Below are 21008 nucleotides of genomic sequence, written 5' to 3'. Positions count from 1 at the left end.
CAGCAATCCGGACCGGCCCCGGGCCCCTCGACCGCCCCCTTGCGGGGCTACTTGGAGGAATCCTCATCATGTCCGAAGTCCTCAACGGGTACGGCCGGGATGCGAGCGTTCCGGCCGTACCCGATCCGGCGGGTACTGCGGGTACGCCCGTACCCGACGCCCCCGGGCCGCGTACCCGTCCGCCGCTGCGGCTCGTCAAGGACACCGACCCGCCGCCGCCCGCCGAAGTGCCGGTGTCGGCCGGGGAGCGGCGCCGTACCCGGCTGCGGCAGGTACGCCGCGCCGTGGCCACCGCCGCCCGGCACGAGCGCACCCGCACCGTCGCCCAGGCGGCCGTGCGGCACGGCCTGTTCGTCGTCGGCGGGACCCGCATCGTGTCGCGGCGGGTGTGGGACGCCCGCACGGCCGCCCGTTACGAGCGGATGATGCGGGCCGCCGAGGCGGCCGGGAACCACGAGATGGCCATGGAGTGGGAGGCGCGCGGCCGGACGGCGCGGGAGGCGCGGCACCAACGCCGGATGGAACTGCTGGCCGCCCCGCAGCGTGCCGCGAAAGCCGCCCTGTGGGGCGGCGGGCTGACCGGCGGTCTGCTGCTCGCCCTCGGGATGGCCCTCGCCTACGCCAACGGCGACCCGCGCGATGTCGCCGCCCCTGCACTCGCCATGGTCGAGTTGATCCGCTGGACCGTCATGGCCGCCACGGTCGTCTGGGGCCCGCTGGTGACGGTCGCGCCGTGGCTCGTCCTCGCCGGCCTGTGGGGTGTCGGAAGGAAGCAGCAAGCCGCACCGAACTGGACGCTGCCCGCCGCTCAGCGCGCCGACAGCGGCGGCACGCCGGTCACGCCGTCCGCCGTGGTCGTGGCGCTGCGGGATCTGGGCATCGCGACGCTGCGCAAGGCCGTCCAGCAGATGGGCGACAACGGCGCCGCCATGCTCGGACCGATCACGATCGCCGGGTGCGGCGTCGAAGTGGATGTCACCCTGCCGTCCGGCGTCTCCACGGACGAGGTGCAGAACAAGCGCCGCAAGCTGGCCGAGAACCTCGCCCGCCACGAACACGAGGTGTTCATCACCATTCCCCAGGCGGCCCGCACCGTGCGCCTGTGGATCGCCGACTCCGGCGCGCTGGACGAGCCGATCGGCCCGTCCCCGCTGGTCATCGACCCCGAACTGACCGCCAGCTACAAGACCGGCCGCGCCCCCTGGGGCCAGGACCTGCGCGGGGACGCGGCGCTGGTCAGCATCTTCCAGCGGCACCTGCTGATGACCGGCCTGTCCAACCAGGGCAAGACCGCCGCCCTACGCGCCCTGGCCCTGTGGCTGGCGCTGGACGCGTCCGTCGAGTTCCGCATCGCGGACCTGAAGGGCGCCGGGGACTGGGCCATGTTCGACGACCTCGCGACGGTGCTGATCCAGGGCCCGACCGATGACGACGTGATCGAAGCGACCGAGATGCTCGAAGCCGGGGTCGCGGAGATGGAACGGCGTCTCACCTCCCCGCCCCGCGCGGCCTTCCCGCCGCTGGTCCTGCTGGTCGATGAGGCGCAGGTCGCGTTCATGTGCCCGGCGGTCGGGGAAGACAAGCGGCCCTATGGCGGCTCGAAGGCCACCTCCCGGTACTTCATGGCCGCGCGGAAGCTTCACAACCAGGGACGGGCGGTCAACGTCACCCTGTGGCAGGGCACACAGGACCCCACGGACCAGAACCTCCCCAAGCTCGTCCGCGAGGGCGCGCACCTGCGGGGCTCCCTCGCTCTCGGCACCGAGTCCCAGGCGCGGATGGCGCTGGGGGACAAGGCCGTTGACGGCGGCGCCGCCCCGCACCTGCTGCGGCAGGGTCTCGACAAGGGCACCCTCGTCGTCGCCGGCGACGGGGTGAAGCTCGCGGCGGGGCAGTCCTCGGTGACCATCCGGACCCACTACATCGACACCGAGCAGGCCGCCGAGATCGCCGACCGCGCCAAAGCCCGCCGCGCCGGGATCACCACCCGCACCACCGCCGGCACCGACGAACCGGCCGATCACCTCGCCGACATCGCCACGGCCCTGGGCGAGGAGAAGCGGGTGCGCACCGACGAAGTACGCCAGCGGCTCGCCGAACTCAACCCCGGCGAGTACCGGGGATGGACCGCGCAGGACCTCACCCGCGCGCTCGAAGCGGCCGACGCCGCCCCCTACAAGTCCGGCGGCGTCATGGTCGTCAGCCGCGCCCGCGTCCTCGAAGCACTCGCCGAACGGGACACCGACACCCCCGAAGAGTAACGCTCCGTGAAGGGAGGCGGCTGGGGAGACAGGGAAAACTCCCCAATCGCCTCCCCCACCGTTCCTCCCCGCACTGATCAGCGCAAACAGCCCGTGAGGGAGGCAGGGAGGCACCCCCGCCGACCTGCGAAAACCCTCCGGAAACACGGCCCGGCAGCCCCTCCCCACCCCTCCCCAGTCACACACCGTGACCATTCTTGGAGGCGAAGCATGTCCACGCTCAGCGGCGCTGAGTACCGCCAGATGAAGCGCGAGGCGCGCGACTTCGCACGCCGCGCCCGCACCGGACGCACCTACTACGTCATCCAGACCGCCGGCGGCCACGACCCCGGCAAGCGCGTCTGGGAGTTCCGCTTCACCAAGGTCCCCCTCATCGGCCTGTGCGCCGGAAACGGCGCAGCCGGACCCACCCCCGAAGAGATGTGGATGCGCCACGGCCGCATCTACGACCGCCGCGACCACCCCGACATCCGCGACCTGCGCACCTGGCGCGAACACCGCGAGTACGACGAGAAGTTCGAAGCCCAGTTCCTCGGCAGCCGCCGACACCACCAGGCCATGAACAACGCCGCCCGAGGAACCGGCTTCCGCTCCACCTGGTAGCACCCGCCCGGAGCGGGCCGCCCGATCTCACCAAAGACACGCGGCCCGCTCCGGTCCCCAGAGAACTGGAGGACTCCAGCATGACACCTGACCCCCGCCCCGCGCTGCTGCGCGTGGCGCTCAATCTGGCCGCGCGAGGCGTACCCGTGCTGCCGCTGAACGCCGACAAGCGCCCGGTCGCCAACTGCCCGAGCTGCGAGCGGAACCGGTGCGGCGGCCGACCGAACATGAAGACGGCCGGGCCATGCCAGTGTGCGGCGCCGTGCCACGCGTGGGCCGCCGCGACCACCGACCCTGCCGCCCTCACCTCGCCCGCCTGGGCCCGTGCGTGGTCCCACGCGGGTGGGGTGGGTTACCACCCGGGGGGTGCCGGGGTGACCGTGGTGGACCTGGACAGCGCGGCGGCGGTCGCGTGGGCCCGCGAGACGCTGCCCGAGACGCGCACGGTCGCGACGACGCGTGGTGAGCACTGGATCTACCGAGGCGCCATGACGTCTCACAACGCGGTGCGGCCCGGTGTGGACATCAAGTCGTCCATGGCCTACGCCCGGTGGCGCGGGCCCGGCGACGGCGCGATGGCGCTTCTGCCGGACGCCGTGCGGGCCCTGCCGCGCAAGGACGGCTCGCCGGGCGGCGGGGCTGTCGTGTCGAGGGCCCGCTGGGACCGCACGCCGGCGGCCGGGTGCCGCCACACGGTTCGGTTCGTGACCAGCGGTGTCGAGCGCGGTCTGGCGAAGGTGCGGGCCCGTACCGAGCAGGGTGCCGGTAGCCAGGCGTTCGGGGTCGCGCGGTTCCTCGCCTCGCGGCACGCCGGGTGCCCGGGGCCGTGCGGGCTTGAGGCGATCGGGTGGGAGATCGTCCGCGCCGCCGTCGCGGTCGGCGTCCCCGAGGCGTATGCGGTCCGCGCGGTGGAGCGCGGGTTCGCCGAAGCCGGGGCGGAGCTGGTCTCGTGAGCGGGGAGGACGACAAGCCGGCCGTGCGCGAGGTGATCGTGAAGTACGCGATGGAGCACTTCGCGTACTTCCGCACCCCGGACGGCACCCCCTACGCCCAGCGGAACGGCCGCCCCATCGCCCGCCCGCTCAAAAGCCAGGGAGTCGCCGGAAGCCACCGCCAGGAACTCATGCTCGACATGTTCCACGAAGGACTGGGCCTGTTCAGCGGCACCGCCATGAAGGAAGCCCTGGAACTGATCGAAGCACTCACCATCAGCGGCACCCTGCGGCCCGTGCACATCCGCGTCGCGCCCTGCGGCATCACGCCGGGGGTCACCTGGCTCGACCTCGGCCGCGATGACGGCCGGTCCGTGCGCATCGCGCCCGGCGGATGGGAAGTGCGCGTGCCGTCCGCCGACGAAGTGGTGTGGCGGCGTACCCAGCTCACCGGGGAACTCCCCGAACCCGCGACAGGTCGCGGTTTGGCGGGGATCGACCGGCTGTGGTCGCTGTGCAACTTCAGCGACGCCGAGTCCTCGTCACTGGCGATCGCGTGGCTGCTGGGCTGTCTCGATCCGGGGGTGCCCGTGCCGGCGCCGTTCCTCACCGGGCCGCAGGGAGCGGGGAAGTCCACCACGGCGCGGATGCTGACCCGGGTGATCGAGGGCATGAGCGCCGACCTGCGCCGTCCCCCGAAGGATGAGGACGGCCTGATCACCGCCGTAGCGGCAGGATGGATCACCCCGCTCGACAACCTCTCGCACCTCTCAGCCGACATGTCCGACCTGATGTGCTGCATCGTCACCGGCGCCGAGACCATCAAACGCGCCCTGTTCACCGACGGCGACGTGCACCGCTCCCGCTACCGCCGCCCGCTGCTGATCACCGGCATCGACGTCGGCGTGATCCGCCCCGACCTCGGCGAACGCCTCCTCCACCTCAAGCTCGAACGCCCCGCACGGCGCAGGTCCGAAGCCGACCTGTGGGCCGAGTTCGCCGACGCACTCCCCGTAATCCTCGGCGGCCTGCTCGACCTGGCCGTCACCATCCGCGCGCAGGACACCGACGTGCCCGCCGACCTGCGCATGGCCGACTTCGCCCGACTGTGCGCCCAGTTCGACGCCGTGCACCACCTCGGCGCCCTGACCGCCTACCGGGCCAGTCTCGACGACCTGACGGACGACGTGATCGAGGGCGACGTCGTCGCACAGACCGTGCTCCAGTACGCCGCCACGATGAGCGGGGGCCCCGTTCGGCAGCCGGCGTCCGTGTGGCTGGACCACTTCACCCGCCTCTACGCCGGAAGCGCCGAAGACACCCCCTACCGGCCCCTGCCGAAAGGCTGGCCCACCACCGGCAAAGTTCTGAGCGACCGGCTCAAGCGCCTTCAGCCCACCCTCGCCGCACGCGGCGTCGCAGTCGAATGGGGCCGCCGCACGGGCCAGCAGGACCCCGGGCGGTCCCGCTACATCGAGATCACCGCCAACCCCCGCACGTGACCCCCAGTAGTGCTTTCAACCGGCTTCTGTCCTAAGTAGGAAAGCTCTGCGTCCCCTGCGTCCCCCTCCGCCTCTCCACACCCCCTGACCTGCGCAAACAGGGGGGACGCAGAGCTGAATCCCTGCGTCCCCTCTGCGTCCCCTGCGTCCCCCCCTCCTGTGGTCTCTGCGCCCCCCCTGCGGTCCTGCGTCCCCCTCTGCGTCCCCTCAAAACCGCAGGTCACACACCCCCAGGGGACGCAGGGGACGAAGGGGACGCACAACTCCGAACCTAAGACGTTCCGCACCCCGGTCCGACCCGAAGAAGCCACCCCGGCGCGGGGGTGGCCTCTTCAGACTGCCAGCGAACCCGACTGCCAGCGAACCCGCCTCTGAGGAGACACGACGTGCCTCGCACAGAAATGCTGACCATTACCGAAGTGATCAAGGAAATCGGCGTTCCCAGAGCGACCTTCTACCGCTGGCGGCTGAGGAACATCAAGACCGGCAGCAGCGTACTCAAGGGCTACTACGCCCACGACCTCACCGACGCGTGGACCCGGTACTGCCCCCCGCCCCCCGGAGAATCCGCTACCTCCGCTACCGACACCCCGATTCCCGGGCTGACCAGCGACAACGAGGTAGCGGAAACGGCCGACCACAGCCGCTACCCCGCTGCTACCGGCCCAGCACCCGCTACCCCCGCCACCGTCCCCAGGTAGCGGCACACATCCGCTACCACCCACCCCTCCGCTACCCGCGACAGGCCCCTGACCTGCGCGGTAGCGGAGGTAGCGGAAGTAGCGGATCTCCCGGAAGAAGCGACACGCCATCCCGAAACAGGAGATCGCTGTGAGCCTCACCCTGGGCAACCCCACCCCCGAAGCCCTCACCGTGCCCGAAGTCATGTCCGCCCTACGGCTGGGCCGGTCCAAGGTCTATGACCTCATCCGCTCCGGGCAGCTCCGGAGCTTCACCATCGGCCGGGCCCGCCGCGTTCCGGCTGACGCGCTCACCCAGTTCATCCGCAAGCAGACCGGAGAAGACGCCTGATGGCCAAGCGCCGCCCCAATGGGGCCGGGACGATCACCAAGCGCAAGGACGGCCGCTATCAGGCCGCTGCCTTCGTCACCACCACGGACGGTCTCCTCGAACGGGTCTTCCGCTACGGCCACTCGTATGACGAGGCGGCCGAGAAGCTGGCCAAGCTTCAGGAGCAGGAGCGGAACGGCGTGCCCGTGCCCTCGCGGTCCTGGACGGTCGGTGAGTGGCTGACGTACTGGCTCGCCCAGATCGTGCAGCCGTCCACCGAGCACAACACCTACGCCAAGTACGAGGGGAAGGTCAGGCTCTACCTGATCCCGCACCTGGGGAAGAAATCGCTGCCCCGGCTCTCCCCGGCCCAGGTGCGGGAGGCCATGGCCCGCATGAAGAAGGACGGCGTGCCCGCGCCCACGCGCGCCGAGTCGCTGCGCGTGCTGCGGAACGCGCTCAACCGCGCTCGCCGGGAGGAGCTGGTGACGCGCAACGTCGCCGAGCTGGTGGACATGCCGACCGTGGACACCCAGGAACGGAAGCCGTGGTCCGCCAAGGAGGCGATCACCTTCCTCAGCACGGCCCGCGACCACCGCCTCTACGCGGCCTTCGTCGTCCTGCTGACGCTGGGCCTCCGGCGCGGCGAACTGCTCGGCATGCGATGGTCCGACATCGACTTCGACAACGAGCAGTTCACCCCCACCCGCCAGGTACAGCGGGAGAAGGGCAAGCTGGTCGTCAAGAAGCTCAAGACCGACTCCTCGAACGCCGCGCTCCCCCTGCCGGCCTTCGTCGCCGAAGCCCTGCGCGAGCGGAAGCGCGTGCAGGGCGAGGAGAAGGCGAAGGCCGGTTCGCACTGGCATCAGGAGCCGGGGGAGGACCTGATCTTCACCGAGCGGCACGGCGGGCCGATCGAGCCGCGCGGCTTCAGCCGGACGTTCGAGACGCTGGTCGGCAGGGCACCGGTCCGGCGGATCACCGTACGGCTCGCCCGGCACACCTGCGGCACGCTGCTCGCCTTCCTGAAGGTCCACCCGAAGTCGGCACAGGCGATCCTCCGGCACAGCCAGATCAGTATGACGATGGACATCTACACGCACGTCGTGGATGACGACCAGCGGGCCGCCGCCCAGTTGCTCGCCGACCTGCTGAGGGGGGTCGAGAAGGTCGGCTGATGTCGGCCGTGGATGTCAAACGGCCCTGGTCAGAGATGACCAGGGCCGTTTCCGCAGGTGGGGCTAACAGGACTTGAACCTGTGGCCTCATCCTTATCAGGGATGCGCTCTAACCATCTGAGCTATAGCCCCGCGCGGATGAAAGGCTAGCGCATGGCGGGCCCGCTGCCCAAATCGGTTCGGCGCCGCCCGGCTCCCCGCCGGGCGGTCCGCTACTCGTCCTCCGCCAGGGTCACTTCGATGCCGCCGACGAAGCCGGCCGACAGGTTGTAGATGAACGCGCCGAGCGTCGCCAGCGCGGTCGCGAGCACGACGTCGATCACGGCGATCACAGATGTGAACAGCATGACCCGGGACAGCGAGAGAAAGCCGACGAGGTCGAAGCCGCTCTCGGTGTCCGTCTCGGTCGCCTCGCTGATGGTGTCGCCGATGGTGGTGAAGACGCCCATCCCGTCCATCACCATCCACAGCAGGCTCACCGCGATGACCGTGCAGATGCCCAGGGCGATCGACAGCAGGAAGCTGACCTTCATCACCGACCAGGGATCGGCCTTGGCGACCCGCAGCCGGGCCTTACGGGTCCGCGGGACCGTACGGGCGCCCGTACGCGCCACGCGCTGCGCCTGGCCGCCCTGGCCCTGCTGGGGGCCGACGGTGGGCGCGCCGCCGGGCGGCGACGGGTATGCCTGCGGCGGGTGGTAGCCGCCCTGGCCCTGTCCCTGCGGGTACGAGTCCGTGGGTCTTGCGCTGGTCATCGTGGTCCCCCCACGGGTCGCTTTACGGGATCTGGCCCTGGCGCGGCTGCCCCCGGAGCTCTCGCCACGGGCGCCGCCGCCCGGTGGGACGCCCGGTGGGCCCGGTGGAGTGCGCGGGGTCCCGTCGTTCCCCGCGCGGCCCCCGGAGGCGCCCGTGGCTTCACTCACGCGTTACTCCTCAGTGTCCTCAGTGTCCTGGCCGGCCTGGCCGGTTCCGGCCGGGCCGTCGGTACCGCCGGTGGTGTCCGCCGCGCCGGTCTCCGCCTCGTCGTCCGCGGCCTCGACCTCCTCGGCCTCGCGGCCGGCCTCGGCGTTGCGGGCGATGCCGACCACGGCGTCCCGCTTCCCCAAGTTGATCAGCTGGACGCCCATGGTGTCACGGCCGGTTTCCCGCACCTCGCTGACCCGCGTACGGATCACTCCGCCGCCGAGCGTGATGGCCAGGATCTCGTCGGTGACCTCCACCACGAGCGCGCCGACCAGCGAGCCGCGGTCCTCGACGATCTTGGCGGCCTTGATGCCGAGGCCGCCACGCCCCTGGACCCGGTACTCGTCGACCGGGGTGCGCTTCGCATACCCGCCGTCGGTCGCGGTGAACACATAGGTTCCGGCACGCACGACGTTCATGGACAGCAGCTCGTCGCCCTCGCGGAAGCTCATGCCCTTGACGCCCGACGTCGCCCGGCCCATGGGACGCAGTGTGTCATCCGTGGCCGTGAAACGGATCGACTGAGCCTTCTTGCTGATCAGCAGGAGATCGTCGTCGGGCGAGACCAGCTCGGCTCCGATCAGTTCGTCGTCGCGGCCGTCCGCCATCTCGCGCAGGTTGATGGCGATGACGCCGCCGGACCGCGGCGAGTCGTAGTCCTTGAGCACCGTCTTCTTCACCAGCCCGGACTTCGTGGCCAGCACCAGGTACGGCGCCGCCTCGTAGTCCCTGACGGCGAGGATCTCGGCGATCCGCTCGTCCGGCTGGAAGGCCAGCAGGTTCGCCACGTGCTGCCCGCGTGCGTCCCGCCCGGCGTCCGGCAGCTCGTACGCCTTGGCCCGGTAGACGCGGCCCTTGTTCGTGAAGAACAGCAGCCAGTGGTGCGTGGTCGAGACGAAGAAGTGGTCGACGATGTCGTCCTCGCGCAGCTTCGTGCCGCGCACGCCCTTGCCGCCGCGCTTCTGCGCCCGGTAGTCGTCGGTCTTGGTCCGCTTGACGTAGCCGCCCCGCGTGATCGTGACGACGATGTCCTCCTCGGCGATCAGGTCCTCCATGGACATGTCGCCCTCGAAGGGGATCAGCGCCGTACGCCGGTCGTCGCCGAACTTGTCGACGATCGCGGCCAGCTCCTCCGAGATGATCTGCCGCTGGCGCTCCGGCGAGGCGAGGATCGCGTTGTACTCGCGGATCTTCTGCTCCAGCTCGTCGTGCTCGGCGACGATCTTCCGCCGCTCCAGGGCGGCCAGGCGGCGCAGCTGCATCTCCAGGATGGCGTTCGCCTGGATCTCGTCGATCGACAGCAGCCCCATCAGGCCCTGCCGGGCGACGTCCACCGTGTCGCTGCGCCGGATGAGCGCGATGACCTCGTCGATCGCGTCCAGCGCGGCGAGCAGGCCGCGCAGGATGTGGGCGCGCTCCTCGGCCTTGCGCAGCCGGTAGCGGGTGCGGCGGACGATGACGTCCACCTGGTGCGCCACCCAGTTGCGGATGAACGCGTCGAGCGACAGGGTCCGCGGCACGCCGTCCACGAGTGCCAGCATGTTGGCGCCGAAGTTGGTCTGGAGGTCGGTGTGCTTGTACAGGTTGTTCAGCACGACCTTGGCGACCGCGTCGCGCTTCAGCACGATCACGAGGCGCTGGCCGGTCCGCGAGGACGTCTCGTCGCGCACGTCGGCGATGCCGCTGACCCGGCCGTCCTTGACCAGCTCGGCGATCTTCTGCGCGAGATTGTCCGGATTCACCTGGTAGGGCAGCTCGGTGACGACCAGGCACTGGCGGCCCTGGATCTCCTCCACCTCGACGACCGCCCGCATCGTGATCGAGCCGCGGCCCGTGCGGTACGCCTCCTCGATCCCGCTGCGGCCGACGATCAGCGCGCCGGTCGGGAAGTCGGGGCCCTTGATGCGCTCGACCAGGGCGTCGAGCAGCTCCTCAGCCGACGCGTCCGGGTGCTCCAGGCACCACTGGGCGCCGGCGGCGACCTCGCGGAGGTTGTGCGGCGGGATGTTGGTGGCCATGCCGACCGCGATACCGGCCGAACCGTTGATCAGCAGGTTGGGGATGCGGGCGGGGAGAACGGTGGGTTCCTTGTTGCGCCCGTCGTAGTTGTCCTGGAAGTCGACGGTGTCCTCGTCGATGTCCCGGAGCATCTCCATCGCCAGCTGCGCCATGCGGCACTCGGTGTACCGCATGGCGGCGGCCGGGTCGTTGCCCGGCGAGCCGAAGTTGCCGTTCGAGTCGACGAGCGGCATGCGCATGGCCCACGGCTGGGCGAGGCGTACGAGGGCGTCGTAGATGGACGTGTCACCGTGCGGGTGGTACGTGCCCATCACGTCGCCGACGACGCGGGCGCACTTGTAGTAGCCGCGCTCGGGGCGGTAGCCGCCGTCGTACATGGCGTACAGCACGCGGCGGTGCACCGGCTTGAGGCCGTCGCGCACGTCGGGCAGCGCGCGCGAGACGATGACGCTCATCGCGTAGTCGAGATACGAGCGCTGCATCTCGGTTTCCAGCGTCACCGGCTGGATGCGCAGGGCGCCCGGTTCCCCGGCGGGCGGGGTGACGGTGGGCGGGGTGTCCTCGGCCATCTGGGGTCCGATTCCTTTCGGGCTGCTGTGGGGAAGGCGGTCCTGCTCAGATGTCCAGGAAGCGGACGTCCTTGGCGTTGCGCTGGATGAACGAGCGCCTGGCCTCCACGTCCTCGCCCATCAGGATCGAGAACAGGTCGTCGGCCGCCGCGGCGTCGTCCAGCGTGACCTGGCGCAGCACGCGGTGGGCCTGGTCCATGGTGGTCACCCGCAGCTCCTCGGCGTTCATCTCGCCGAGGCCCTTGAAGCGCTGGATCGAGTCCTCGCGGATGCGCTTGCCGCGCTCACGGCCGAGCTGGATCAGGCTGTCCCGTTCGCGGTCGGAGTAGGCGTACTCCCACTCCTCCCGGCCCCACTTGATCTTGTAGAGGGGAGGCTGCGAGAGGAACACGTGCCCGGCCTCCACCAGCGGGCGCATGAAGCGGAAGAGCAGGGTCAGCAGCAGGGTGTTGATGTGCTGGCCGTCGACGTCGGCGTCCGCCATCAGGATGATCTTGTGATAGCGGAGCTTCGCGATGTCGAAGTCCTCGTGGATGCCGGTGCCGAAGGCGGAGATCAGCGCCTGGACCTCGGTGTTCTGGAGGACGCGGTCGATGCGGGCCTTCTCGACGTTCAGGATCTTGCCGCGGATGGGCAGGATGGCCTGGTACTGCGGGTCGCGGCCGGCCTTGGCGCTGCCGCCGGCGGAGTCGCCCTCGACGATGAAGATCTCGCAGCGGGCGGCGTCGTTCGACTGGCAGTCGCTGAGCTTGCCGGGCAGCGACGCCGTCTCCAGCAGGCCCTTGCGGCGGGTGAGGTCGCGGGCCTTGCGGGCGGCGACGCGGGCGGTGGCCGCCTGGACGCTCTTGCGGATGATGTCCGCGGCCTCGGACGGGTTACGGTCGAGCCAGTCGCCGAAGTGCTCGTGGACGATCTTCTGGACGAAGGTCTTGGCCTCGGTGTTGCCCAGCTTGGTCTTGGTCTGGCCCTCGAACTGGGGCTCGCCGAGCTTGACCGAGATGATCGCCGTCAGACCCTCGCGGATGTCCTCGCCGGTGAGGTTGTCGTCCTTCTCGCGCAGCAGCTTCTTGTCGCGCGCGTACCGGTTCACGAGGCCGGTGAGCGCGGCGCGGAAGCCCTCCTCGTGGGTGCCGCCCTCGTGGGTGTGGATCGTGTTGGCGAAGCTGTAGACGCCCTCGGTGTACTGGCTGTTCCACTGCATCGCGATCTCGACGGAGATCTTGCGCTCGGTGTCCTCGGCCGCGATCTCGATCACGGAGGGGTGGATCATCTCGCCCTTGCGCGAGTTCAGGTGGCGCACGAAGTCGGCGATGCCGCCCTCGTAGTGGTACCTGACGGTGCGGGGCTCGTCCTTGCCGTCGCCGTCCGCCGAGTCGGCGCCCGCGGTCTGCTTGGCCGCCGCGCGCTCGTCGGTCAGGGTGATGGTGAGACCGCGGTTGAGGAACGCCATCTCCTGGAAGCGCCGCGACAGGGTCTCGAAGGAGTAGACCGTCGTCTCGAAGATGTCGCCGTCGGCCCAGAACGTGACGGTGGTGCCCGTCTCGGCGGTCTCCTCGTTCCGCTTCAGGGGCGCGGTCGGGACGCCCAGCGCGTAGTCCTGCGTCCAGCGGTAGCCGTCGGTGCGCACCTCGACGGCGACGCGCTTCGACAGCGCGTTCACCACGGAGACGCCGACGCCGTGGAGGCCGCCGGAGACCGCGTACCCGCCGCCGCCGAACTTGCCGCCCGCGTGCAGGACCGTGAGCACGACCTCGACGGCGGGCTTGCCCTCGGACGGAACCACGCCCACCGGGATGCCGCGGCCGTTGTCCACGACGCGGACGCCGCCGTCCGCGAGCAGGGTCACGTCGATCGTGTCGGCGTGGCCGGCGAGAGCCTCGTCCACCGAGTTGTCCACGACCTCGTAGACCAGGTGATGCAGACCACGCTCGCCGGTCGAGCCGATGTACATGCCCGGTCGCATCCGGACGGCGTCGAGCCCCTCCAGGACCGTGATCGCGCTGGCGTCGTAGGAGGAACCGTCCGCGGGCTCGGCGGAGGTCGGTGTGGTGGGGGTGGCATCGCCGGAATCGGCCACGAAGCGCCCTTTCTGGCACAGCACGAGCCGGCTCCGGCTCATCGGAGCGGCTGTGGCGTTCGACATGGTCCGCAACGGGGCGGGTCGTTCCAGTCTACCGGTAGCGCCAACCGTAGTGGCTGTTTCCGGGCCCCTCAGTCCGCATGTGCCGCCCTGAACCGGCATGCGATGACTCCCCATATACGGCCCCCGCCCCAGATCCGCTCACGGCGGCGCTCAGCGCTTCCGCCTGTCAACGATCTGCGAACGTGACCGGCATCACTTCCGCACCGCCCCGCAGCCGGTCAGCCATAGGTGTCACCGGGCCCCCTGCTCCCCGGCGCGCGCAGCCGTCCCGGGGTGCGCGCGGGCCCCGCGGGCCCCAGGACCTTGATCGAACTGACGGTTCCCTGGCCCAGGTCCGCGTTCAGGCGGCGCAGGAGCTGGGGCGCGAGCAGCCGCAGCTGCGTCGCCCACGCCGTCGCGTCGCACCTGACGGTGAGGACGCGCGTCTCCTCGTCGTACCCCTCCGGCGCGCAGTGCTGCGCGACCTCGGGCCCGACCAGGTCCGGCCAGCGGCCGACGACACCGCCCACCGCCAGCGGCATCTCCCAGCCGCGCTCGGTGGTCAGCCGCTCCACGGCGGCGCCGAGAGGGAGGGGATCGCGGGCGTCGGCGCGCGCCCCGGAGCGCAAGCCGCCGCCCCGCCGCGCCTGCCTCCGCTGCTGCGTCATCGCGCCCCGCGCGCGCGCCTGTTCGCGCGCCGCGCGCAGGGCCACGCGCGCCAGGTCCACACCGGACAGCTCGGGCGCCGCGTCCCGTTCCCCCGCGCCGCCGGGGGCGCGGTCCGGTCCCTCACTCACGCTCGACCCGCCCCTCGGCCACCGCGAAACGCGTCCCCACCAGCGACGCGGGCACGTCCTGCGGCACCGCCGCCGTCACCAGCACCTGCTCGCCCGGCGCGACCAGCTCGGCCAGCCGCTCCCGGCGCCGCCCGTCCAGCTCGGCGAACACGTCGTCCAGCACCAGCACCGGCTCCGGCCCCTCGTCCCGCAACAGTGCGAAGGACGCCAGCCGCAGCGCGAGGGCGAAGGACCACGACTCCCCGTGGCTCGCGTAGCCGCGGGCCGGGAAGTCGCCGAGCCGCAGCAGCAGGTCGTCCCGGTGCGGGCCGACGAGCGTCACACCCCGTTCGATCTCCTGCGGCCTGGCCTCGCCGAGCGCGGCGAGCAGCACCTCGTACAGCTCCTCGCGGGTCGTCGCGCCCGCCGCGGCGTCACCGGCCGAGGAGCGGTAGTCGAGGGCGACGGGGCCGCCGCCCGGCGCCAGCTCCTCGTACGCCTTGTCGGTCAGCGGGCGCAGGGCGGTGACGAGGTTCAGCCGCTGCGCGAGCAGCTCGGCGCCGGAGCGGGCGAGGTGCTGGTCCCACACGTCGAGGGTCGTCAGGTCGGCGCCGCGGCCGCCGTGGCGGCGGGCCATGGCGGCCGACTTCAGCAGGGTGTTGCGCTGCTTGAGCACGCGCTCGTAGTCGGCGCGCACGCCCGCGAGCCGAGGCGTACGGGCCATCACCAGCTCGTCGAGGAAGCGGCGGCGCTCCCCTGGGTCGCCCTTCACCAGGTGCAGGTCCTCGGGCGCGAACAGGACGGTGCGCACGACGCCGAGGATGTCGCGGGGGCGCACCTGCGTCGAGCGGTTGAGGCGCGCGCGGTTGGCGCGCCCCGGGTTCAGCTCCAGCTCGACCAGCTGCAAGCGTTCCCCCTCCGTCACGGCGGCGCGGACGACGGCCCGTTCCGCGCCCATGCGGACCAGCGGCGCGTCGGAGGAGACGCGGTGGCTGGCGAGCGTCGCCAGGTAGCCGACGGCCTCGACCAGGTTCGTCTTGCCCTGCCCGTTCGGCCCGATGAACGACGAGACCCCCGGGCCGAGCTCCACCTCGGCCCGGGGATAGGACCTGAAGTCCACCAGCGACAGGTGCGTCACATGCACGACGCCGCTACTTCGAGCTCTCCACCGCGTGGCCGCCGAACTGGTTGCGCAGCGCGGCGACCATCTTCATCTGCGGTGAGTCGTCCTGGCGCGAGCCGAACCGCGCGAACAGCGACGCGGTGATGGTGGGCAGCGGCACCGCGTTGTCGATCGCCGCCTCGACGGTCCAGCGGCCCTCGCCCGAGTCGGCCGCGTAGCCGCGCAGCTGGGCCAGGTGCTCGTCGTCGTCCAGCGCGCGGACCGCCAGGTCGAGCAGCCAGGACCTGATGACGGTGCCCTCCTGCCAGGAGCGGAAGACCTCGCGGACGTCGGTGACCTCGTCGGCCGCCTCCAGCAGCTCCCAGCCCTCGGCGAAGGCCTGCATCATCGCGTACTCGATGCCGTTGTGGACCATCTTCGCGAAGTGGCCCGCGCCGACCTTCCCGGCGTGCACCGAGCCGAACTCGCCCTCGGGCTTGAGGGCGTCGAAGATCGGCTGGACCTTCGCAACGTGCTCGGCGTCGCCGCCGTACATCAGCGCGTAGCCGTTCTGGATGCCCCAGACGCCGCCGGAGACGCCGCAGTCCACGAAGCCGATGCCCTTCGCGGCGAGCTGCTCCGCGTGCTTGGCGTCGTCGGTCCAGCGGGAGTTGCCGCCGTCCACGACGACGTCCCCGGGCGACAGCAGGTCGCCCAGCTCGTCCACCGTGGACTGCGTGGCGGCACCGGCCGGGACCATCAGCCACACGACCCGGGGAGCTGCCAGCGCGTCCACCATCTCCCGCAGGCTGTGGACATCCGCGACATCCGCCTCGTGGGCGTACCCCACGACGGTGTGGCCGGCCTGGCGGATGCGCTCGCGCATGTTCCCGCCCATCTTGCCGAGGCCGACGAGACCGAGCTCCATCAGGACTCCTTCATAGCGTTGCGAACCGGTCCCGAGCCTACTTCGGGCCCCGTGCGCACAGCTGTCCGGCCGGGCCGCTCACCTGCTCGCCCCGGCGCGGACGGGCACCGCTCAGCCGCTCAGCCGCACCGGCATGATCAGGTACTTGTACGCCTCGTCCGCCTCGGCGTCGGCGGCGGGCTTGCCGCTGAGCAGCGCGGGCTTCGTCGACGTGGTGAACGCCAGCTGGGCCACCGGGGAGTCAATCGCGCTCAGCCCCTCCAGCAGGAACGCCGGGTTGAAGGCGATCGAGATGTCGTCGCCCTCCAGGTCCGAGTCCACGCGCTCCACAGCCTGTGCGTCGTCGCTCGACCCCGCCTCCAGGATCAGCACGCCCTGCTCGAAGCTGAGGCGCACCGGGGTGTTCCGCTCGGCGACCAGGGCGACGCGCTTGACGGCCTCGACGAACGGCGCGGTCTCGATCACGGCGACCGAGTTGAACTCGGTCGGGAACAGCGTCCGGTACTTGGGGAGGTCGCCCTCCAGCAGCCGCGTCGTCGTGCGGCGGCCCGCGCCCTCGAAGCCGATCAGGCCCTCGCCCGCACCGGCGCCCGCGAGCGCCAGGGAGACCGTGTCGCCGCCGCTGAGGGACTTTGCGGTGTCCAGGAGCGTCTTGGCTGGCACGAGGGCCACCGCGGAGATGTCGGCCGTCTCCGGCTTCCACAGGAACTCGCGGACGGCGAACCGGTAGCGGTCCGTCGAGGCGAGCGTCACGCGGTCGCCCTCGATCTCGATGCGCACGCCGGTGAGCACCGGCAGCGTGTCGTCGCGGCCCGCCGCGATGGCCACCTGCCCGACGGCGGACGCGAAGACGTCGGCGGGGACGGTGCCCGTCGCGGTCGGCATCTGCGGCAGCGCCGGGTACTCCTCCACAGGCAGGGTGTGGAGTGTGAATCGCGAGGAGCCGCACACGACGGTCACGCGCACGCCGTCCGAGGAGATCTCCACGGGGCGGTTCGGCAGCGCGCGGCAGATGTCGGCCAGGAGGCGCCCGGAGACCAGGACCGTCCCTTCGTCCTCGACGTCCACCTCGACCGAGACGCGGGCCGAGACCTCGTAGTCGAAGCCCGACAGGCTCAGCGTCCCCTCACCGGCCTTGAGCAGCAGTCCGGCGAGCACCGGCACGGGGGGCCGGGCCGGCAGGCTGCGGGCGGCCCAGGCCACCGCCTCCGCGAGCACATCGCGTTCCACCCGGATCTTCACTTCAGCCGCCTCCCGCTGTCGCTGGCTGCTCGCCTGCTGCTGTCTACGAGGCACCAGTCTGGCGCACGGCACTGACACTAGGCGCTTCCGCGAGTCAAATCGAAGTCCGGTGGGTAGGGGCTCCCCGGGCCGAGTTGTGCACAGCCCCCGCTTTCAAACGAATCCACGGGCTTATATCCGTAGTCGTAGTAGTAGGGCCTGTGGAAACCGTGGATAACCCCGTCGTGCCTGGTCAGGCGCCGTTTTTTCTCCACAGGGCCTGTGGGTGGACCGGTGGACGAACAGGGGGCTCCTGTGGACAGCCGACCGTCGTCCACAGCGCGTCCACAGCGAGGGCGTGGTTCTCAACAGGTCTGTCCCCAGGTTTCGGCGACTTCCCCACAGGCTTCCGTGGACCGCCGTGTGAGCTGATTCACTCGCCACGGTGAGAGCGCGCGTCAGGTTGCCGAACAGTGGACAGACCTGTGGATGACCTGCGATTTCCTGTGCACAACTGCCCTCAGCCTGTGGGCGGCCGGTGGACAACTTCTCCAGGCCGCTCGCCGCGTCCGCTCCGTCCACAGCCTGTGGATCATCGTTTCCCACATATCCACACCCCGCTGAGCTGGGACGACGCCGATCCGCCCGGAAGGCTGTGGACGCAGGTCTGGATAACTTCCCCCTCCCCCAGGGTGTGGACGGGGAAAACCGGCCCTTCCTGTGGAGAACTCCGGTTCCCGGCACGGTAATCGAACGGCGCCCCCTGCGTCGCGCGCGTCCCGCGTCGGCGTGTGGCGGTGTCCGGCGGTGTCCGGCGGCGGCCGGGCGGCGGCCGGGCGGCGTGCGAGGAGGCGGCGCGGGACGGTCAGCCCTCTCCACAGGCGGTGGACAAGCACGCGAAGACCCCCGCGTCCCTGGGGAAGTGCGGGGGCCTGTAGGCGGGCGCGGGGCGTGCCCGGCGCCGTCAGCCGTTCTTGATGCGGTTGGTCAGCTCGGTGACCTGGTTGTAGATCGAGCGCCGCTCGGCCATCAGGGCGCGGATCTTGCGGTCGGCGTGCATGACCGTCGTGTGGTCCCTGCCGCCGAAGTGCTGGCCGATCTTCGGCAGTGACAGGTCGGTCAGCTCGCGGCACAGGTACATGGCGATCTGGCGCGCCGTCACGAGGATGCGGCTGCGCGACGACCCCGCGAGGTCGTCCACCGTCAGCCCGAAGTAGTCCGCGACCGCCGACGAGATCGCGTCCGCCGTGATCTCCGGGGTGGCGTGCTCGCCGCCGGGGATGAGGTCCTTCAGGACGATCTCGGTCAGCCCCAGGTCGACCGGCTGCCGGTTCAGGCTCGCGAAGGCCGTGACGCGGATCAGCGCGCCCTCCAGCTCCCGGATGTTCCGGGAGATGCGCGAGGCGATGAACTCCAGCACCTCGGGCGGCGCGTTCAGCTGCTCCTGCACCGCCTTCTTGCGGAGGATCGCGATCCGCGTCTCCAGCTCGGGCGGCTGGACGTCGGTGATCAGGCCCCACTCGAAGCGGTTGCGCAGCCGGTCCTCCAGCGTGATCAGCTGCTTGGGCGGCCGGTCGGAGGACAGCACGATCTGCTTGTTCGCGTTGTGCAGCGTGTTGAAAGTGTGGAAGAACTCCTCCTGCGTCGACTCCTTGCTCGCCAGGAACTGGACGTCGTCCACCAGCAGGATGTCCATGTCGCGGTAGCGCTTGCGGAACGCGTCCGCCTTGCCGTCGCGGATCGAGTTGATGAACTCGTTCGTGAACTCCTCCGAGCTCACGTAGCGCACCCGCGTGCCCGGGTAGAGGCTGCGGGCGTAGTGGCCGATCGCGTGGAGGAGGTGCGTCTTGCCGAGGCCGGACTCCCCGTAGATGAAGAGCGGGTTGTACGCCTTGGCCGGCGCCTCCGCCACCGCGACGGCCGCGGCGTGCGCGAAGCGGTTCGAGGCGCCGATGACGAAGGTGTCGAAGAGGTACTTCGGGTTCAGCCGCGCGGTCGGCTCGCCGGGTCCTGGGGGCGCGGAGGACTGCGCGGGCAGCGGGATCGTGCCGCCCGAGCCGTACTGCTCGTACGAGGAGGACTCACGGCCGTAGGAGCCGTACTCCGAGTGCGGGACGTGGGAGCCGTGCGCGCCGTGCTGCTGCCAGCCGCCGGGGACGGCGCCGGGGCGCGGGGCCTGCGGATGGTCCGGGTACGCGGCGCGCACCACCGGCTGCCCGGAGTAGCCGCCGTCGCCGTACGGGTCGTGCCGGGGCGGCGGCGGGCCCTGCCGCTCGGCGGAGTGCTGCTCGCCGTGCGGCGACGCCCCCGGCTGCGGGCCGCGCGGCTCGGGCGGCGGGGCGGTGACGGTGATGGCCAGCCGGACGGGCTGCCCGCACTCGCGGCTCAGGATGTCCCCGAGGAGCGGCGCGAGCCGCCCTTCGAGCACACTCTTGGCGTACTCGTTCGAGACCCCGAGGAGCGCGGTGCCGGAGACGAGCGCGAGGGGCTGGCAGTCCTCAAGCCAGCGGTGGTCCTTTGCCTCCAGGCGCTGCGTGTCGGCGAGCATGGCCGTCAGCGCGCGTGGCCAGACCGCGGCAAGATCTGCTGGTAGGTCAGCCACGGGCACGCTCTCTCACTCGCAGGGGTGGCGCTGGCGTCGTCGGGCGCCCGAGGGTGTGACTCCGGGGCGGTCGGGAAATGATCCCGAGTTCAGCCACGGTAGTCAGCGCGGCACACGCACATCAAGTCATTGTCCACAGCCTGTGTACAACGCTGCGCCGTCCGGGTTTGACCTGTGGGAGGCGTCGCGCGTACCGTTGCCAGGTCGAGCCATCGACAGCTGCTGCCGCATGCCTCCGAAGACCTGAGGTGGACAGCGGCCGACTCGGGCGTAGCGAGATCCTCGTGGGCGCACGGTGACAGCTGTCGGCGGTCCACGTCCTTGTCCCGGCCTGCCTGTGCCGGACACCGAAGATCTTCTGGAGCCCCCGAGTGAGCAAGCGCACTTTCCAGCCGAACAACCGGCGCCGGGCCAAGACCCACGGCTTCCGGCTGCGGATGCGGACGCGGGCCGGCCGCGCCATCATCGCGAACCGCCGCAGCAAGGGCCGCGCCCGGCTCTCCGCCTGACCTGCCCGAACACAGGTCCATGCGGTGCTGCCCTCCGAGAACCGGCTGAGGCGGCGCGAGGACTTCGCGACGGCGATGCGCCGAGGGCGCAGGGCCGGACGCCCCCACCTCGTCGTCCATCTGAGCGGCGGTAGTGACCCGCACCCGGCGCAGGAATCCCTTCCTGCGCCGCGTGCGGGTTTCGTCGTGAGCAAGGCCGTGGGCAACGCCGTGGTGCGTAACCTCGTACAGCGCCGGCTGCGTCATCTGATGCGGGACAGATTGACGCTGCTGCCCGCCGGTAGCCTGGTTGTCGTGCGGGCCCTGCCTGGCGCGGGCGATGTCGCGAGCGACCAGCTGGCCCGGGAGCTCGATGCCGCGCTGGAGCGGCTGCTGGGAGGGGTACGGACATGAAGTACCCGCTGCTGCTGCTGATCAAGCTGTACCAGTGGACCATCAGCCCGCTGCTCGGCCCGGTCTGTCGTTACTACCCGTCCTGCTCCCATTACGGGTACGGCGCGATCGACCGGCATGGTGCGGTGAAGGGGACGGCCCTGACGGCCTGGCGCATCCTGCGCTGCAACCCCTGGTCGCCCGGTGGAGTCGACCACGTTCCTCCCCGGAAGCGCCCGGTCTGGCATCGGCGCCTGCGCGACCGTCTGCGGCACCGGACACTTTCCCATGCCTCGCCCGGGGGTGCCCCCAACAATGCCCAAGGAGCCTGACCCGTG

Annotated in this window: 18 protein-coding genes and 1 tRNA gene; 10 read left to right on the top strand and 9 right to left on the bottom strand. The window is 70.9% G+C overall.

Going from position 1 to position 21008, the window contains the following annotated elements; translation table 11 throughout:
• The first annotated feature begins 68 nt into the window (after positions 1-68).
• The 7 genes from ACL02R_RS09345 to ACL02R_RS09315 all read left to right on the top strand — a co-directional run bounded on the left by ACL02R_RS09345 (position 69) and on the right by ACL02R_RS09315 (position 7487).
• A complete protein-coding gene (locus ACL02R_RS09345) occupies positions 69-2261 on the top strand; it encodes an ATP-binding protein (RefSeq protein WP_412796396.1) in 2193 nt (730 codons plus the stop codon).
• A 210-nt stretch (positions 2262-2471) separates the two neighbouring features.
• Complete coding sequence (locus tag ACL02R_RS09340) at positions 2472-2864, top strand: hypothetical protein (RefSeq protein WP_412796395.1); 393 nt, start codon at positions 2472-2474, stop codon at positions 2862-2864.
• 80 nt (positions 2865-2944) lie between these two features.
• On the top strand, positions 2945-3817 hold the full coding sequence (locus ACL02R_RS09335; protein ID WP_412796394.1) for a bifunctional DNA primase/polymerase: 873 nt from the start codon (positions 2945-2947) through the stop codon (positions 3815-3817).
• 50 nt (positions 3818-3867) lie between these two features.
• Positions 3868-5298: an ATP-binding protein gene (locus ACL02R_RS09330; RefSeq protein WP_412796424.1), complete on the top strand. Its 1431-nt coding sequence runs from the start codon at positions 3868-3870 to the stop codon at positions 5296-5298.
• A 386-nt stretch (positions 5299-5684) separates the two neighbouring features.
• Complete coding sequence (locus ACL02R_RS09325) at positions 5685-5999, top strand: helix-turn-helix transcriptional regulator (RefSeq protein ID WP_412796393.1); 315 nt, start codon at positions 5685-5687, stop codon at positions 5997-5999.
• Between the two features lie 142 nt (positions 6000-6141).
• Entirely contained in the window at positions 6142-6330 is a 189-nt protein-coding gene (locus ACL02R_RS09320) for a helix-turn-helix domain-containing protein (protein ID WP_412796423.1), read from the top strand.
• Complete coding sequence (locus ACL02R_RS09315; RefSeq protein WP_412796392.1) at positions 6330-7487, top strand: tyrosine-type recombinase/integrase; 1158 nt, start codon at positions 6330-6332, stop codon at positions 7485-7487. Before ACL02R_RS09320 ends, ACL02R_RS09315 begins: the two co-directional genes overlap by 1 nt.
• Positions 7488-7545: 58 nt before the next feature.
• Here the strand turns inward: ACL02R_RS09315 and ACL02R_RS09310 are convergent.
• The 9 genes from ACL02R_RS09310 to dnaA form a co-directional block, all read right to left on the bottom strand.
• Positions 7546-7619: transfer RNA gene (locus ACL02R_RS09310), tRNA-Ile, on the bottom strand.
• Positions 7620-7699: 80 nt separating this feature from the next.
• A complete protein-coding gene (locus ACL02R_RS09305; protein WP_412796391.1) occupies positions 7700-8242 on the bottom strand; it encodes a DUF3566 domain-containing protein in 543 nt (180 codons plus the stop codon).
• Between the two features lie 171 nt (positions 8243-8413).
• Positions 8414-11038: a DNA gyrase subunit A gene (gene gyrA / locus ACL02R_RS09300; RefSeq protein WP_412796390.1), complete on the bottom strand. Its 2625-nt coding sequence runs from the start codon at positions 11036-11038 to the stop codon at positions 8414-8416.
• A gap of 46 nt (positions 11039-11084) precedes the next feature.
• Complete coding sequence (gyrB, locus tag ACL02R_RS09295; protein ID WP_412796389.1) at positions 11085-13157, bottom strand: DNA topoisomerase (ATP-hydrolyzing) subunit B; 2073 nt, start codon at positions 13155-13157, stop codon at positions 11085-11087.
• Positions 13158-13399: 242 nt separating this feature from the next.
• Positions 13400-13957: a DUF721 domain-containing protein gene (locus tag ACL02R_RS09290; RefSeq protein WP_412796388.1), complete on the bottom strand. Its 558-nt coding sequence runs from the start codon at positions 13955-13957 to the stop codon at positions 13400-13402.
• A complete protein-coding gene (recF, locus tag ACL02R_RS09285) occupies positions 13950-15080 on the bottom strand; it encodes a DNA replication/repair protein RecF (protein ID WP_412796387.1) in 1131 nt (376 codons plus the stop codon). The genes ACL02R_RS09290 and recF overlap by 8 nt, the downstream gene beginning before the upstream one ends.
• A 7-nt stretch (positions 15081-15087) precedes the next feature.
• Positions 15088-15966, bottom strand: a complete 879-nt coding sequence (gnd, locus tag ACL02R_RS09280; RefSeq protein ID WP_412796386.1) for a phosphogluconate dehydrogenase (NAD(+)-dependent, decarboxylating) — start codon at positions 15964-15966, stop codon at positions 15088-15090.
• A gap of 111 nt (positions 15967-16077) precedes the next feature.
• Positions 16078-17208, bottom strand: coding sequence for a DNA polymerase III subunit beta (gene dnaN / locus ACL02R_RS09275; RefSeq protein ID WP_362956518.1), 1131 nt, complete (start codon positions 17206-17208; stop codon positions 16078-16080).
• 943 nt (positions 17209-18151) lie between these two features.
• Positions 18152-19735, bottom strand: a complete 1584-nt coding sequence (gene dnaA, locus ACL02R_RS09270; RefSeq protein WP_412796422.1) for a chromosomal replication initiator protein DnaA — start codon at positions 19733-19735, stop codon at positions 18152-18154.
• Between the two features lie 425 nt (positions 19736-20160).
• On the opposite strand from dnaA, the gene rpmH reads away from it, so the two are divergent.
• The 3 genes from rpmH to yidD are packed head-to-tail and all read left to right on the top strand — an operon-like array spanning position 20161 to position 21002.
• Complete coding sequence (gene rpmH, locus ACL02R_RS09265) at positions 20161-20298, top strand: 50S ribosomal protein L34 (protein WP_016472057.1); 138 nt, start codon at positions 20161-20163, stop codon at positions 20296-20298.
• Between the two features lie 24 nt (positions 20299-20322).
• Positions 20323-20691, top strand: coding sequence for a ribonuclease P protein component (gene rnpA / locus ACL02R_RS09260; protein WP_362956525.1), 369 nt, complete (start codon positions 20323-20325; stop codon positions 20689-20691).
• Positions 20688-21002, top strand: coding sequence for a membrane protein insertion efficiency factor YidD (gene yidD / locus ACL02R_RS09255; protein ID WP_362956528.1), 315 nt, complete (start codon positions 20688-20690; stop codon positions 21000-21002). The genes rnpA and yidD overlap by 4 nt, the downstream gene beginning before the upstream one ends.
• Positions 21003-21008 lie beyond the last annotated feature (6 nt).

It is taken from the genome of Streptomyces sp. MS19 (genome assembly GCF_047200595.1).
GTDB lineage: Bacteria > Actinomycetota > Actinomycetes > Streptomycetales > Streptomycetaceae > Streptomyces.
This window is presented reverse-complemented; position numbering and strand designations above follow the sequence as displayed.